This window comes from Zobellia nedashkovskayae, from assembly GCF_015330125.1.
Classification (GTDB): Bacteria; Bacteroidota; Bacteroidia; order Flavobacteriales; family Flavobacteriaceae; genus Zobellia; species Zobellia nedashkovskayae.
The window spans coordinates 1,673,455-1,687,743 of record NZ_JADDXR010000002.1; the positions used below are offsets into that span (position 1 = coordinate 1,673,455).

The 14,289-nt window shown below is 37.7% G+C and carries 15 protein-coding genes; 7 read left to right on the plus strand and 8 right to left on the minus strand.

The features are described from left to right. Positions 1 to 57: 57 nt before the first annotated feature. On the minus strand, positions 58 to 1,053 hold the full coding sequence (locus tag IWB64_RS07140; RefSeq protein ID WP_194533350.1) for an NAD(P)H-dependent glycerol-3-phosphate dehydrogenase: 996 nt from the start codon (positions 1,051 to 1,053) through the stop codon (positions 58 to 60). 180 nt (positions 1,054 to 1,233) lie between these two features. Between IWB64_RS07140 and IWB64_RS07145 the strand changes: the two genes are divergently transcribed. Both IWB64_RS07145 and IWB64_RS07150 read left to right on the plus strand, forming a co-directional pair. Beyond that, complete coding sequence (locus tag IWB64_RS07145) at positions 1,234 to 2,145, plus strand: nicotinic acid mononucleotide adenyltransferase (protein WP_194533351.1); 912 nt, start codon at positions 1,234 to 1,236, stop codon at positions 2,143 to 2,145. 260 nt (positions 2,146 to 2,405) lie between these two features. Then, positions 2,406 to 3,983: a SulP family inorganic anion transporter gene (locus tag IWB64_RS07150; RefSeq protein WP_194533352.1), complete on the plus strand. Its 1,578-nt coding sequence runs from the start codon at positions 2,406 to 2,408 to the stop codon at positions 3,981 to 3,983. A gap of 58 nt (positions 3,984 to 4,041) precedes the next feature. Here IWB64_RS07150 and IWB64_RS07155 read toward each other — a convergent pair whose 3' ends face one another. The 3 genes from IWB64_RS07155 to IWB64_RS07165 all read right to left on the minus strand — a co-directional run bounded on the left by IWB64_RS07155 (position 4,042) and on the right by IWB64_RS07165 (position 6,787). Beyond that, positions 4,042 to 5,157, minus strand: a complete 1,116-nt coding sequence (locus tag IWB64_RS07155; protein ID WP_226975826.1) for a glycoside hydrolase family 88/105 protein — start codon at positions 5,155 to 5,157, stop codon at positions 4,042 to 4,044. A gap of 106 nt (positions 5,158 to 5,263) precedes the next feature. Further along, the gene (locus tag IWB64_RS07160) at positions 5,264 to 5,749 is read right to left on the minus strand and encodes a c-type cytochrome (protein WP_194533353.1); all 486 of its coding nucleotides are present in this window, start codon (positions 5,747 to 5,749) and stop codon (positions 5,264 to 5,266) included. Positions 5,750 to 5,824: 75 nt separating this feature from the next. Then, positions 5,825 to 6,787, minus strand: coding sequence for a YheT family hydrolase (locus IWB64_RS07165; protein WP_194533354.1), 963 nt, complete (start codon positions 6,785 to 6,787; stop codon positions 5,825 to 5,827). 111 nt (positions 6,788 to 6,898) lie between these two features. On the opposite strand from IWB64_RS07165, the gene IWB64_RS07170 reads away from it, so the two are divergent. Together IWB64_RS07170 and IWB64_RS07175 are read left to right on the plus strand one after the other, a co-directional pair. Further along, complete coding sequence (locus tag IWB64_RS07170; protein ID WP_194533355.1) at positions 6,899 to 7,174, plus strand: UBP-type zinc finger domain-containing protein; 276 nt, start codon at positions 6,899 to 6,901, stop codon at positions 7,172 to 7,174. A gap of 3 nt (positions 7,175 to 7,177) precedes the next feature. Then, positions 7,178 to 8,830: an FAD-dependent oxidoreductase gene (locus IWB64_RS07175; RefSeq protein ID WP_194533356.1), complete on the plus strand. Its 1,653-nt coding sequence runs from the start codon at positions 7,178 to 7,180 to the stop codon at positions 8,828 to 8,830. 83 nt (positions 8,831 to 8,913) lie between these two features. On the opposite strand, the gene IWB64_RS07180 is transcribed toward IWB64_RS07175, so the two are convergent. After that, positions 8,914 to 9,888, minus strand: coding sequence for an NAD(P)H-dependent flavin oxidoreductase (locus IWB64_RS07180; RefSeq protein ID WP_194533357.1), 975 nt, complete (start codon positions 9,886 to 9,888; stop codon positions 8,914 to 8,916). 123 nt (positions 9,889 to 10,011) lie between these two features. Between IWB64_RS07180 and IWB64_RS07185 the strand changes: the two genes are divergently transcribed. Then, on the plus strand, positions 10,012 to 10,488 hold the full coding sequence (locus tag IWB64_RS07185) for an acyl-CoA thioesterase (RefSeq protein ID WP_194533358.1): 477 nt from the start codon (positions 10,012 to 10,014) through the stop codon (positions 10,486 to 10,488). On the opposite strand, the gene IWB64_RS07190 is transcribed toward IWB64_RS07185, so the two are convergent. Together IWB64_RS07190 and IWB64_RS07195 are read right to left on the minus strand one after the other, a co-directional pair. Continuing rightward, complete coding sequence (locus IWB64_RS07190; protein WP_194533359.1) at positions 10,463 to 11,365, minus strand: DMT family transporter; 903 nt, start codon at positions 11,363 to 11,365, stop codon at positions 10,463 to 10,465. The two genes, IWB64_RS07185 and IWB64_RS07190, sit on opposite strands and share 26 nt — an antisense overlap. Further along, positions 11,362 to 11,715 (minus strand): arsenate reductase family protein, encoded by a 354-nt coding sequence (locus IWB64_RS07195; RefSeq protein ID WP_194533360.1) that lies wholly within the window; start codon positions 11,713 to 11,715, stop codon positions 11,362 to 11,364. Before IWB64_RS07195 ends, IWB64_RS07190 begins: the two co-directional genes overlap by 4 nt. Positions 11,716 to 11,801: 86 nt before the next feature. On the opposite strand from IWB64_RS07195, the gene IWB64_RS07200 reads away from it, so the two are divergent. After that, the gene (locus tag IWB64_RS07200; protein WP_194533361.1) at positions 11,802 to 12,263 is read left to right on the plus strand and encodes a DinB family protein; all 462 of its coding nucleotides are present in this window, start codon (positions 11,802 to 11,804) and stop codon (positions 12,261 to 12,263) included. 3 nt (positions 12,264 to 12,266) lie between these two features. Here the strand turns inward: IWB64_RS07200 and IWB64_RS07205 are convergent, their stop codons facing one another. Beyond that, positions 12,267 to 13,007, minus strand: coding sequence for a DUF3298 and DUF4163 domain-containing protein (locus tag IWB64_RS07205; protein ID WP_194533362.1), 741 nt, complete (start codon positions 13,005 to 13,007; stop codon positions 12,267 to 12,269). An 86-nt stretch (positions 13,008 to 13,093) separates the two neighbouring features. Here IWB64_RS07205 and IWB64_RS07210 point away from each other — a divergent pair, with 86 nt between their 5' ends. Continuing rightward, complete coding sequence (locus IWB64_RS07210; RefSeq protein ID WP_194533363.1) at positions 13,094 to 14,248, plus strand: cystathionine gamma-synthase; 1,155 nt, start codon at positions 13,094 to 13,096, stop codon at positions 14,246 to 14,248. The last annotated feature ends 41 nt before the right edge of the window (positions 14,249 to 14,289 follow it).

Here is a 14,289-nt window from a genome sequence, read left to right on the forward strand (position 1 = left end):
GGTCCGTTCCCCAAAGAAACGGGCCGATTTTGTTTTCATACCTATTGGTTTAAAAAGTTAATCAAGTTTGTCCGTCAGGGCTTTAAATACTTTTTTAGCGCTTTTATTTTCGTAAAGAACAGCATATACAGCATCTATAATAGGCACTTTCACCTTCTTTTTAAACTTAGATTTAATCTCATACGCACTTTTGGCAGCATAGTAGCCCTCGGCTACCATACGCATTTCCATTTGGGCACTTTTTACCGTGTATCCTTTTCCTATCATATTACCGAACATACGGTTACGACTGAAAGTGGAATAACCAGTAACCAATAAATCCCCTAAATAGGCAGACTCATTAATGTTTCGGTCTATTTTATGTATTCGTTTCGTATAACGTTTCATCTCACGAATAGCGTTGCTCATAAGCACACTCTGAAAATTATCGCCATATCCTAGACCATGTGCAATACCAGCTGCAATAGCGTAAATGTTTTTAAGCATTGCTGCATACTCAGTTCCTATAATGTCCTTGGTAACTTTGGTCTTAATATAGTCACTGCTTAAATTTTTGGATATATACTCGGCTTTCTCGGTATCGGCACAAGCAATGGTCAAATAAGATAGACGCTCCAAGGCAACTTCTTCTGCATGGCATGGACCGGTAATGACGCCTATGTTTTCAAAAGGTATACCGTATTTTTCATGAAAATGCTTCCCAACGATTAATCCCGTTTCCGGTACAATTCCCTTTATGGCAGAAAACACGATTTTATCTTTTAGCGAACTAGTTATTTTCTTCAGTTCTCCCTCAAGAAAAGCAGAAGGAATAGCAAATATTAAAATGTCCGAATTATTAACGGCCTTATTAATATCATCTGTCAACTCCAATTGGTCCGTGTCAAAAGTTACCGAAGTAAGGTAGTTAGGGTTATGCTTTTGAATGTTAATGAAGCCTACCGCATCTGAATTTCGCATGTACCAACCTACTTTTTCCTGGTTCACACAAAGCATTTTTACGATGGCTGTAGCCCAGCTTCCGCCGCCTAATACTGTAAATTTTTGGTTCATAGCACTATAATAAATGACTTAGTTACTGTTAATTGGTGGGTTATGGGTATTGGTATTGGGCTTTCACTCCATACAAAATTAGGTAATTTAAAAATTTAAACCTTAAATACTGTTTAACAGTGTGTTATGAATAATGGCATGGTGCTTGTTTTATCTAGTTAGAATCACAAGACCTAAATTATGAAGACAAAACTACTTTTATTATCCGTTTTTATAGCCACTTTAATGACCTCATGTTATACAGAGGTTATTGTTGAAGATGAGTTTATAGAGGAGCCGGTATACAATACAAGTCAAGTGTTGCAATCGTATGACCTTTGGTATGTAGATATAAACGTTACCAACGGAAACGGAGAGGTTCCTTTTCTACAACGCGCATTCACTATCTCTTTTAACCAAGGTACATTATACGCTAACAATAATATAGTAGGTATAGGTAAGACCGGAAATGGTTTTGGTATAGATGTAGGTTATTATGATACGGTGCGTGGTGCTGTAGAAATTGACCATGATATAGATGGGCAATGGTTTTTAGATGTATTTGCGGTAAACGGAAATACTATAGAACTATATGATTCCCGTTCAGATACGTCGTACTATTTAAGAGGATATCAAATAGGTAATTTTGATTATGACATGCTGTTCTATGACAATATCAATTATTTTTTACAAGAATATAATGCTTGGGAAAAAACATACACAAGTCTTGAGGGAGCATTAAATGAGTTTGATAATGAGAACTTCTTACAGTTCAATCCTACCTTCTTTAGGTCGTCTATTGATCCAGTTGGAACACGCTTAGTTAACCTTCAATGGGATTTTGAAGGAGATTACTCGGTGTATGACATAGTAGACGATGAAACGCTCAAAACTTTAACACTGGCCTACCGTTCATCGAGCAATGATTACTTTGAATTGTACGTTATTAATGAGAGCACAATTGAGCTTTATCACCCGAGTAGTAAAACAGTATATGAGTTCAGGGGAAAAGGATATCAAGAGTACTTAAAAGCCGGAAAAGGCGCAGTGGAAAAAAAGAGAAAAAAGACTTCCAATCCCATAATGAAGGTGAAAAGAAGTAGAGATATATAAACGTTTTTTGGTTGGTTATTTAGTTAGAAATCGCCCTTAGCTGCAATGCTTAGGGCGGTTTTTTTGTTTAATTGTATTTTTCAATGACGGTGTTCATTATGAACTCCTCATTAAATACTTCTAAATTTTAATAATTTTTGATATTAACTTGTTGATAATTAATGATTTTGGTTTGTAATTTGTTCAAATGTATTTAGCTGCTAAGTCTATGGCTTATAGGGTATTTTGGCGTATTTTTGCCCGCTTAAAATCTTGATGTTGTGAAGAAGTATTTGAATTTGTTCGATTTCAAACAGAAAGTAGATTACAAAAATGAAATTTTAGCGGGATTAACAGTCGCCATGACAATGATTCCAGAATCATTGATGTTTGCGATTCTTGCAGGATTTTCACCATTAGTAGGTTTGTATGGAGCTTTTATTATGGGGCTGGTTACAGCAATATTTGGAGGGAGGCCTGGGCTAATTTCTGGTGGAGCTGGTGCAACCGTGGTTGTACTAATGGCATTAATGAATTCTCACGGTTTAGAATATGTTTTTGGAGCAGTTGCTTTAGCCGGTGTTTTTCAATTGATTGTAGGCTTTTTAAAGTTGGGTAAATTTATTCGTTTAGTTCCTCAGCCTGTGATGTTTGGGTTCGTTAACGGTTTGGCCATTATTATTTTTATGGCGCAAATGGACCAATTTAAAGTAGGACAAGGGGATGCTGCAGTTTGGCTTACTGGTCCTGCAATGTATACTATGGTGGGCTTGGTGCTGTTTACAATTGCAATAATTGTTTTTGTTCCCAAAATTACCAAAGCAGTTCCAGCTTCGTTAATAGGAATTATTGTGGTGTTTGCTGTTGTATATTTTTTAAATATAGATACCAAGCAAGTAGTAGATATCATTAATCAAGATACTTTACCAGGAGAAGAACTTAAGTCGCTTAGCGGGTCTTTGCCTTCTTTTCACATACCAAATATTCCCTTCACATTCAAAGACTTTAAAATCATTTTGCCTTACGGATTAATAATGGCGGCAGTTGGTCTTACTGAAGGGTTGCTTACTTTGAATTTGGTAGATGAAATTACAGGTACAAAAGGTAGTAGCAATAGAGAGTGTTTGGCACAAGGAGGAGCAAATATATTGAATGGTTTCTTTGGAGGAATGGGCGGTTGCCCAATGATTGCACAAACTTTAGTTAACCTATCGGCTGGTTCAAGAGCAAGATTATCAGGAATAATTGCTGCATTAACTATATTAGTAATCATATTATTTGGAGCATCGGTAATAGAACTTGTTCCTATAGCTGCATTGGTTGGAGTTATGGTCATGGTTGCTGTTGGTACTTTTGAATGGGCAAGTTTTAGGGCATTAAGAAGAATGCCTAAACCAGATATTTTTGTAATGATATTGGTTACTTTAATTACCGTAATTCTACACAATTTGGCGTTAGCTGTACTGATTGGGGTAATAATTTCAGCATTGGTATTTGCTTGGGAAAGCGCAAAACGTATTAGAGCTCGCAAGTACATAGATGAAGGCGGAGTTAAGCACTATGAAATTTATGGACCTTTATTTTTCGGTTCTGTAACTGCTTTTAATGAAAAGTTTGATGTGATAAATGATCCAGACGAAGTGGTAATAGATTTTGCAGAAAGTAAAGTTTCCGATATGTCGGCAATTGAAGCTCTAAATAGATTAACAGAGCGATATGCCAATCAAGGTAAGAAAGTTCATTTAAGGCACTTAAGTAAAGACTGTATCCTTCTTCTAGAGAATGCAGTTGATATCATTGACGTAAATGTTTTAGAGGACCCTACTTACAAGGTAGTAACTGACAGGGCAAATATTTAATTTTCCTAGGCACCATTTATAAGTAAAGTCTTTGATAGTTTTTATAAGTAGGGGTTAATTACTCACCGCCATATAGCTTATAAACTTCAGTACCGGCACTTAAATATGCGCCTGTTCCGTATACCTCCGTTTTATCTGGCCAAGCTTTTCCTGGCGCAGCTCCTATGGGCTGTACATAACCTAACATACCTTCTTTGGTAACATGGCTTGCCATGGCATTCCAGCCCTTTTTTACGGCGGGTTCATAAGTTTCATTGTCCAAGATGCCGTTGTTGACACCCCAAGCCAATCCATACACGTAAAAAGATGAACCGCTCGTTTCAGGTGTGGGATAAAACTCTTGACCTAATAGACTCATAGCCCAATGGCCTTCAGGAGTCTGTATTTCAATTAGTTTTTCTGCCATTTTTTTGTAGAGATTCAAGAAATACGCATACTCTTCACTCTGAGGGTCAAGCTCGTTCATGATATTAACAAGGCCGGCAAATACCCAACCGTTGCCTCTAGACCAAAAAACTTTAGTGCCATTATCTAACTGATCAAAATAACGTTCGTCACGATAGTATAGATTTTCTTCCTCGTCAAAAAGAAAATCAGTGGAGGCTTTAAATTCGGACATCATGAAATCCAAATATTTTTTTTCGCCTGTAACCTTATATAATTTAGCCCAAACTGGTGGTGACATAAAAAGGGCATCACACCAATTCCATCGGTCTTGATGATAGGGTGTCCCCCAATTTAATGCACTCTGTGAAGGGTGAAACATTAAAAAATTGAACTGCTCTTTGGTAGGAGCAATCATTTTTTCATCGTTATACTTTCGGAATAATTCAACATACATTTGACCCACAGCATGATCATCTGCATGATATTTTCGCTTGTGTAAGTGCCACTCGTTTTCTTCACCTATATTTTTTAACCATTCATAATAGGTATCATTATCTGCCATGCTGGCCCATTTTGCCATGCCTACATAGAGTGCGGCATTTGTCCAATCTAATGGGTGGTGTGGTTTTTTGCGGTCGCTGTACAAGCCGTCAAAATTGGCAATTTGCCAATCGGCAACCTGTTGCATGGACTCTTTTACTTTTTTAGGTTTTATCTTTTGAGAAAAAGACGTGCCCGTGCACGAAAAAACGATAATTACGATAAGAAAACGATGTAGTAGTTTCAATTTAATTTGGTTTAAGTGGATTGAGAGCTACTAATATATTGAAAAAAAATATGCCGTTACCCTAAAAAATCAGGATAACGGCATAGTATTATAAAAATTATAGCTCTTAAAGCGTACGCAGGTATTCTGCAACGGCTCTCGTGTCCTCTTCAGATAGATTCTGATTTAGCATAATAGCATTGTTGTATTCTTTAAGAAGTGCTTGTGCAATTGGATCTTCTTTCAACATTATATCAGGGTTCGCAATCATGTTCATAACCCATGATGGACTTCTTCTTTCATAAACACCTTTTAATGCAGGGCCTATTAAACGCTTATCTACCATATGACAAGCTGTACAAACTGCTTTGAATTTTGCTTCACCCGCAGCAGCCATTTCAGCATTAATATCAGCATCAAAAGAAATGTCTTTGTAGTCACCTACACCTTGATTATCCATATCAACAGGTACACCTTCTGATTTGGCTTCTACTGCTTTAGTTTCAGTTTTGGTTCTGTTCATTTCAAAACCACCTTTTTTCTCTTCTTTTTTTTCTTCACCACAACTGGCAAGTAGGGCACCAAGTGCCAATACGCTAAGTAATTTTTTCATCTTATGCTTTGTTTCAATATTCGAGTTGGCTTGAGGGCCATTTATTAATGATGCTAATATAATGATTCACTAAATTTAAACCATGTCTTGGATAAATTTAATTGCTGTTTTTTCTGAGTAATAGATGTTAGAAGGGGCTATAAAGCCTACGTGTCCTCCAAATTCAGGAACCCTTAAATAAAGATTCGGGTTTTTTTCGGCTTCGCTGTATGGGTAACATTCCTCGCCCAAAAAAGAATCGTTCTTAGCATTGATTATTAAAGACGGTATTTTAATATTAGACAAGAATTGCCGGCAGCTACATTTCTCATAATAATCTAATGCGTTTTTAAAACCGTGTGCTCGGCTCGTATAAATATCGTCAAAATCTTTTAAGGTTCTAATGCTGGAGATGTCACTTAAAGATATGTTATCTGGGAATATTTTTTGTTTAGGGTATAATTTTTCAACCAGATGTTTTTTGAAGCGTTTGGAATAGAGGTAGTTTTTTGTAGACATTAATTCTTTTAGTGAACTATGAAGATCGCAGGGTACGGAAACACCTATTACTGCTTTTATTTCTGGAGCCAGTACGCGTTCTTCACCAGCATATTTCATGGCCATATTGCCACCTAAACTCACCCCTTTTATATAGATTTCTGTATATTTTTTTTTCTTTAAAATAGATTGGACAACAGCATCCAAATCTTCTGTTGCTCCTGAATGGTACGAACGAAAAAGACGATTGGTTTCTCCGCTACATCCTCTAAAATTCACAGCGCAGGCATCAATTCCCACAACATTAAAAGCTTTCGCGCTTCCGGTTATATAAGGGCGTTGCGCATTGCCCTCCAGGCCATGCAACAGTATGACCACTTTCTCCGATTTGGTTTTGGAATAACTCCAATCTAAATCTATGAAATCACCGTCCGCTAACTCTAAACGTTCTCGCTGTTGCTCCAACCCTTCTATTCGCCTAAAAAGACCTGAATAAACGGTGGATAGATGTCCGTTTTTGAATATAAAAGTAGGGTTGTAATCTGAAGCTAGTACTGGCATTTAATGTTAATTATTTAGAAGCTGAGTAACGTAAATTTAGTGATTATACAACGGGAGAAAAATGACATTTTAGCATAATCTCACATGTGAAACTTTATTGTAAATTTAGCCATGTCAAAAATAACACGAAATTGTGATCATTTAGATGCGGTCGCAGAAGTAAAAGAGGCAAAAACGCATAAGTGCTCTGAATGTGTGAAAACAGGAGATAATTGGTTGCACTTACGTACGTGTCAAACCTGTGGTGTTACGCTTTGTTGTGACAGCTGTCCCAACCAACATGCAAGTAAACACGCAAAATTAAGCGGTCACCCAGTAATAAGTAGCGCAGAGCCGGGTGAGAGATGGCTTTGGTGTTATGAAGATGAACAAATTGCTAATTACTAAATGATGAACGACCCTAGATTTCCAGAATTACCGCAAAGCCATATCAATACTTTAAAGGGATATGGGAAGATAGAATCTTTCCCTAAAGAAACCGTAGTTTTTGAACTGGGCCAACTTAGATACGATTTTTTCGTTGTTCTGGAAGGTGAAATTGCCATACTTAGCCCTAATGACGATCAAAAGATAATTGTCACTCATGGTAAGAATGAGTTTTCAGGAGATAGTGGTATGTTATCTGATCGTGGAGCACAATTTAGAGCTGTTGCCAAAGCGGGTTCTGAACTTATTCGGATTAGTCCTTCAAAATTAAAAGAAGCCATTGCCCAGCATAGTAATCTAAGTGATTTACTTCTTAATGCTTTTTTACAGCGTCAGGATACAATTTTGAACGAATTTGTAGGTGGCATTAAGTTGGTAGGTTCCGGTAATTCTAAAGAAGCCTATGTCATTCGTGACTTTATGGATAAAAACTACATCTGGTACAATTTTTTGGATGTAGATAAGAGCAGTGAGGCTAATGACTTGCTCAAAGGTTTTGATCTTTCTGGTAAAGACTTACCTCTTATGATTTGTAACGGTGGTCAGTTGCATATGAAACCTTCTTTGGACGAGGTTGCCCGTTTTTCAGGGGTGTTGATGGATTTTGAAGATAAGGTTTTTGATTTACTGGTTATTGGAGCAGGACCATCTGGTTTAGCGGCCAGTGTATATGCAGCTTCAGAAGGATTGAGTGTTGTAACTATAGACAGTAACGCGCCTGGTGGCCAAGCAGGAAAGAGTTCTAAAATTGAAAATTACTTGGGTTTCCCTACGGGGATTTCTGGAAGAGATCTTGCTAATCGAGCTTATGTACAAGCTCAAAAGTTTGGATGTAATATATCCATTCCACACAGAGCTGAAAAAATTGAACATACAGGAACTCATTTTGTGCTTTCCGCTACCAATGGAAAAGTAATACGAGCAAAGTCTTTAATGGCAGCTACGGGGGCCAATTACCGCCAATTGCCGATTGAGAATATCAATAAATATGAGGGCAGTGGCGTATATTATTCCGCTACGGGAATGAATGCTTCTGCATGTAAAAGCGAGTTGGTAGGTGTTGTAGGCGGAGGGAACTCGGCTGGTCAAGCTGCATTATTTTTAGCGGATTACGCTAAAGAGGTACATGTAGTTTTAAGGGGAGACGATTTAGGTTCAAAAATGAGCGACTATCTGGTGCAACGCATTGTGGCGGCGCCAAATATTCATGTGCAATTAAATTCTCAGGTAACCGAATTGCATGGGGACCATCATTTAGAATCCCTTGTTTTGGAAAAGAATGACGGTCAAAAAACCGAAATGAATATTACGAACCTATTTACTTTTATTGGCGCGAAGCCATGTACGGAGTGGTTAGAAGGCATTGTAGCCACAGATGAAAAAGGTTTTGTTTGTACTGGTCCCGGCATTGATGAAGAAGACCTGTACATGTGTGATATTTATATGAAAAGGAAGCCACAATCTCTAGAAACCAGTATACCTGGTTTTTTTGCCGTGGGCGATGTGCGTAAAGGTTCCGTAAAACGAGTTGCTTCCGCGGTAGGAGAAGGCTCAATGGCCGTTAGTCAAGTACATCAATTTTTGGGTGAGATAAAGGCAATAGAAGCTGCGTTATAGACTTATAAATCAAAATACAAAACGTGGTCTTAGGCTTATGAAAATGTAAAGCTAATGACCACGTTCTTACTTTTAAGAATTTTTTACTTCGGATATTTCTCTAAAAGCATGATTTGATCTTGAACAGCAGATTTAAATTCCGTTTTCAAATCAGAAATTAGGTCAGCTACGGATAGGGTGTTTTCGATTAATGCAGAGCCTTGGCCTGCGGACCAGATGGTTTTCCATGCTTTTGCTTCGGTATCAAGCTCTTTTCCAAAGTCTATTTTAGTGTCTTTCTTCAGGTCTTCCTCGGTTATTCCAGCTGCTTTTAAACTAGCTCCCAAGAAATTGGCATGAACGCCCGAAATGGAAGCAGTATATACCACGTCATTTGCACCGGCATCAATAATCATTTTCTTATACTCGGTTGATGCTTTGCTTTCATCGGTATTAATAAATCGGGTACCCATATAAGCTAAGTCAGCTCCCATTTGCAAGGCTGAAGCAATATCGCGACCAGTACTGATACATCCTGAAAGAATAATAGTCTTGTGAAAGAACTTCTTTATTTCCGCAACCAAAGTCATAGGGTTAATAGTTCCCGCATGGCCGCCTGCACCAGCTGCAACTAGAATTAACCCGTCTACTCCTGCTTCTTGAGCTTTTTCTGCATGACGTTTTTTGATGATATCGTGAAATACGAGTCCGCCGTAACTGTGAATAGCATCTACAACCATAGAAACCGCACCCAAAGAAGTAATGACAAGGGGTACTTTATGTTTTATACATAGTTTTACATCTGCTTCAAGTCTTGGGTTGGTAGGGTGAACAATGAGATTTACACCAAAAGGAGCCGCTTTTTTACCGGTCTCTTTTTCGAATTTATCAAGCTCTGTTTTTATTTCTATGAGCCATTCTTCAAAACCTTCGCTAGTACGTTGGTTCAATGCCGGAAAGGTTCCTACAATTCCATTTTTACAACATTCAACAACCAGTTTAGGCCCTGATATCAAAAACATAGGGGCGGCAATGACAGGTAGTGCCAATTCGTTTATAAAAGAAGGTTTTGTGCTCATATCATCAGTTTTTAAAAACAATTAAAAATAGCTTTAAATTTTAAGGTTAGAAATTCCTCTCTTTTTCAAAACTATGCTATTTTTGTTATTCTTATGCATGCATAATAAATTAATTCATAAAATATGTACTTAAAAGACTTTGAAATACGCTGGAGCGACGTTGATGCGAACCGCCATTTGGCCAATTCTGCTTATTTGAATTTTATGAGCCACGTGCGAATGACTTATCTAACCGAAATAGGCTTTAGCCATAAAACATTGTTGGAAAAAGAGATAGGTCCTGTCGTTTTTTATGAGCATATGTATTATTTTAAAGAGGCTTTTCCAGGAAAACCCGTAAAAGTTTCTATGGAAATTATGGGAATGAGCGAAGATGCCCAGTTCTTTGAATTTCATCATAATTTCTACGATTACAAGGGAAGAAATTTTGCCCATTGTGAGATGATGGGAGCATGGATAGATTTAAAAACTAGAAAGTTAACTGGTTTAACAGATGATTTGTTAGAGAAGTTCAGTACTGTTGAAAAAGCTGAAGGTTTTAGAGTGCTTACCAAGGAAGATACTAGAAAGTTCGCTAGGACCCCAAAGGATTTGGTTTAGGTTTTTTACTCGCCAAATACACTCCTAAAAAGACTAAACATCCCGCTATTATTTTAAGCGTGGTTAGTTTGTCCTGCCCTGTGGCAACCGCAAAAAGAATGCCTATTAAGGGTTGAATATATACAAAGGCACTTAATGTAGAGGCTTTGAGTTGGGTTAAGGCGAAAATATTAAATAAATAAGTGCAAAATGTAGTTCCTAAGACTACAAATACAATTTTCCATAAAGCTTCAAAAGGCAGGTTGGGCCAGTCTATGGCAATAAATTCACGATACCCGAACGGAAGGCAAATAAATATCCCCATAGTAAACAACCACTTCATAAAAGTAAACGGATGGTATTTAGCTATTAGAGTTTTTGCTCCAATCAGGTAAGAGCCGTAAAATACGGAGTTCATTAGGATAAGAAAATTCCCTAAAGGAATATTAGGGGCATCTTGTCTTGTTTCAGTTCCGAAAAAAATAAGGCCCAATGCACCTAAAAGGCCAACAAGGATGCCTACTATTTTTTGGGGAATAATTTTTTCTTTAATCAAAACTGCAGAAAGCAATACAACGATAATAGGCGTTGTAGTAATTAGGACCGCACTGTTAATTGGAGTAGAAAGGGCAAGGCCCTTAAAGAAAACTAGCATGTTCAGACCCATTCCCAACAGTGCGCAAATAAACATTCTTGGGTAATCTTTTTTTTCTATTTTTTCTTTCGGTCCAAAAAATGAAATACTCCAGAATAATATAGATGCTCCAATAACCCGTAACATGATAAACCCAAATGGTTGCACATGATTTGGCATTACTCCTTTGGCAATGGTGTGGTTTAGGGCGTAAATAATCGTTGCTCCTACAGCGGCTAATATGGCGAGTGTGCGTTTATTCAATTGTGCAAGGCGTCTTTTGCCGCTTCAACTACTTTTTTGCTATTGCCCACAAAAATTTGGTCATTTACAATTATGACGGGTCGTTTAAGAAAAGTATAATGCTCTAAAATCAAATCTTTTAATTCTGCTTCTGACGGCTGTTTCTCCTTAAGTCCCATTTCTTTGTACAGACGGGCCCTTTTACTGAAAAGGGCTTCGTAGCTTCCGGCGAGTTTGTGCATTTGTTCTAGCTGTTCGGTAGTCATAGCTTCGGTTTTAATATCTTGAAGAACAACACCATCCAAAGGTTGTAGTTCTTTAAGTATACGTTTGCAGGTGTCACAGGTGCTGAGGTGGTAGATTTTTTTCATCTTTCTTAACATAATTTCACTTTACAAAGAAACCCAATTCAGTTCAATTGTACTATTTTTAACCTCCACTTTAAAACGAGAATGCTTTGAAAAAACTTTTTGATGTTACTTTACAGAATAGAAAACGTTTATATAAAATATTGACTGAAACTCCCAAGGAGCAACTACTTGAAATTCCAGCGGGCTTCAATAACAATATTTGGTGGAATATAGCTCATACGGTAATTACAACTCAGGTCTTGGTGTATAAGTTTAGCCATCTTAAAATGCGTGTTTCGGATGAACTAGTTCAAAAGTTCATGAAGGGAACCACACCTGATGGAACTGCCACAGAAGAAGAGATGATGATAATTGCGGATTTCTTAATATCTACCTTGGAATGGATGGTTGAAGACTATGAAGCCGGTCTTTTTCAAGAATATAAGGAGTATACCACTAGTGCTGGAGTAACTTTAAGTTCAACGGATGATGCCCTTGCTTTTAACGCATACCATGAAGGGTTGCATACAGGTGCAATTGTTGCTTTGCTAAAAGTAGTAGGTAAATAAAAATTACGATTTGCTATTGACCAAGTAAGGTTTGAGGTCTGTAAAAGGCAACGTCAAAACTATTGGGCCATCGGCATATGATGCAACTTCGTAGGGGTTGTAAAGCAATTTTATACCCTCCTCGGTAAACCCTATGTTTTCGGGGAGGTAAAACGTATCTCTTTCAAACATAAACCCGGTACTGTTAATTGGGCCTTCTAGGGGAATTTGCTCTTGGTTTCTGAATTTTTGCTCAGCAAATTGTTCAAAGTCTTTTCGGTCTTTAAAAATCTCCCAATTTTGCAGTTCTTTTGCTTTGTTTTTATCGAAATTCAAGAAATGCTGAGAACTATAGCCATGGGCACCTCCGGTAAAAATGTAAGAGTTGAGTTCCACCGAAATAAAATCTGCATTCTCATAAGAAACTTTGCCCTCTATTTTAGCTTCCCAGCTTGTGGCTTCTTCTGGATATAATTTTTTAAGTTCCCAATATCCATTACTAAAGGATTGAACAGCATCCTTAATGGAGGTAGCTTCTAGTTCATCATCATAATTAAGTGTTTCTATGATTTCCTCATCAATGGCAGTATTAATACTCTCTGCGATTTTTGAGTTTTCCAGAGCCTTAGGAATATTAATTTCTACGTTGGGACATTCAGAACAACGGGTCTCATCAAGACTTAATGTCTCAAAGGTTAGTTTGTTCTCTTTTTGGCATCCAACAAGGACTAAAAGCAAAATGATATAGGTAACTTGGGTTCTCATATAGGTAGTTCATTGGGGTGAAGCAAACGATAATGGGTTATCCAATATCAAATATAACGATAGATTTACACGAATAATTATAAAAAATGAGCGAAAAAACGTTAAAATTTAATAGTAAGGCAATTCATGGAGGTCAGAAACCGGACGCAGCTTATGGTGCGGTGATGCCTCCTATTTATCAAACGTCTACCTATGCACAGTCTACACCGGGTGGGCATAAGGGTTATGCGTATTCTAGAAGTGCTAATCCAACGAGGTCGGCCTTGGAAAATTCTTTGGCTAGTATTGAGAATGGTACCTATGGCTTGGCCTTTTCTAGTGGAATTGCGGCAATGGATGCGGTGATAAAATTGCTCAATCCTGGTGATGAAGTAGTTTCAACAAATGATTTGTACGGTGGCACTTATAGGTTGTTTAAAAGGATATTTGAGAAATTTGGAATTAAGTTCAATTTCGTAGACATGCAAAATGCCACAACGATTGAATCTGCCATTACTGAAAATACCAAACTCATATGGGTAGAGACTCCTACGAACCCAATGATGAACATCATAGATATTAAAGCTGTTGCTCAGCTGGCTAAAAAGCATGATGTGCTAATGGCGGTAGATAATACATTTGCAACGCCTTACTTGCAGACTCCGTTAGATTTGGGTGCTGATATCGTTATGCATTCTGCCACTAAATATTTAGGTGGACATAGTGATGTGGTTGCTGGGGCATTAATTGTGAAGGATAAAGAATTGGCCGACGAGCTCTATTTTATTCAAAATGCAAGTGGTGCTATTTGCGGCCCTATGGATAGCTTTTTGGTGTTGCGGGGTATAAAAACACTTCACGTTCGTATGCAGCGGCATTGTGAAAATGGAGAAGCAATAGCCAACTATTTAGTGAAACATCCTAAAGTAGAAAGTGTATACTGGCCTGGTTTTGAGAGTCACCCAAACCATGACATTGCTAAAAGTCAAATGAGTGGTTTTGGTGGTATGATTTCTTTTGTTACCAAAGGAGGTAGTTATGAAGATGCTATTAAGATTGTAGAGAAATTAGAGGTATTTACCTTGGCCGAGTCTTTAGGAGGAGTTGAAAGTTTAGCAGGGCACCCCGCCAGTATGTCCCATGGTAGTATTCCAAAGGAAGAAAGAGAAAAAAGCGGAGTTGTTGATGCATTGATACGGTTGAGTGTTGGTATTGAAGATATTGAAGACCTCATTACTGATCTTGAACAGGCAATTAATTAAATTTTAGTGGATTTTTAAAAAAAGGGCCTATGAGTTATATA

Bases quoted from the DNA above. Each gene is read 5' to 3' on its own strand.
- IWB64_RS07140 (WP_194533350.1), bottom strand. From the start codon at position 1,053: ATGAACCAAAAATTTACAGTATTAGGCGGCGGAAGCTGGGCTACAGCC.
- IWB64_RS07170 (WP_194533355.1), top strand. From the start codon at position 6,899: ATGTCAAAAATAACACGAAATTGTGATCATTTAGATGCGGTCGCAGAA.
- IWB64_RS07180 (WP_194533357.1), bottom strand. From the start codon at position 9,888: ATGAGCACAAAACCTTCTTTTATAAACGAATTGGCACTACCTGTCATT.
- IWB64_RS07175 (WP_194533356.1), top strand. From the start codon at position 7,178: ATGAACGACCCTAGATTTCCAGAATTACCGCAAAGCCATATCAATACT.
- IWB64_RS07205 (WP_194533362.1), bottom strand. From the start codon at position 13,007: ATGAGAACCCAAGTTACCTATATCATTTTGCTTTTAGTCCTTGTTGGA.
- IWB64_RS07165 (WP_194533354.1), bottom strand. From the start codon at position 6,787: ATGCCAGTACTAGCTTCAGATTACAACCCTACTTTTATATTCAAAAAC.
- IWB64_RS07145 (WP_194533351.1), top strand. From the start codon at position 1,234: ATGAAGACAAAACTACTTTTATTATCCGTTTTTATAGCCACTTTAATG.
- IWB64_RS07210 (WP_194533363.1), top strand. From the start codon at position 13,094: ATGAGCGAAAAAACGTTAAAATTTAATAGTAAGGCAATTCATGGAGGT.
- IWB64_RS07185 (WP_194533358.1), top strand. From the start codon at position 10,012: ATGTACTTAAAAGACTTTGAAATACGCTGGAGCGACGTTGATGCGAAC.
- IWB64_RS07195 (WP_194533360.1), bottom strand. From the start codon at position 11,715: ATGAAAAAAATCTACCACCTCAGCACCTGTGACACCTGCAAACGTATA.
- IWB64_RS07160 (WP_194533353.1), bottom strand. From the start codon at position 5,749: ATGAAAAAATTACTTAGCGTATTGGCACTTGGTGCCCTACTTGCCAGT.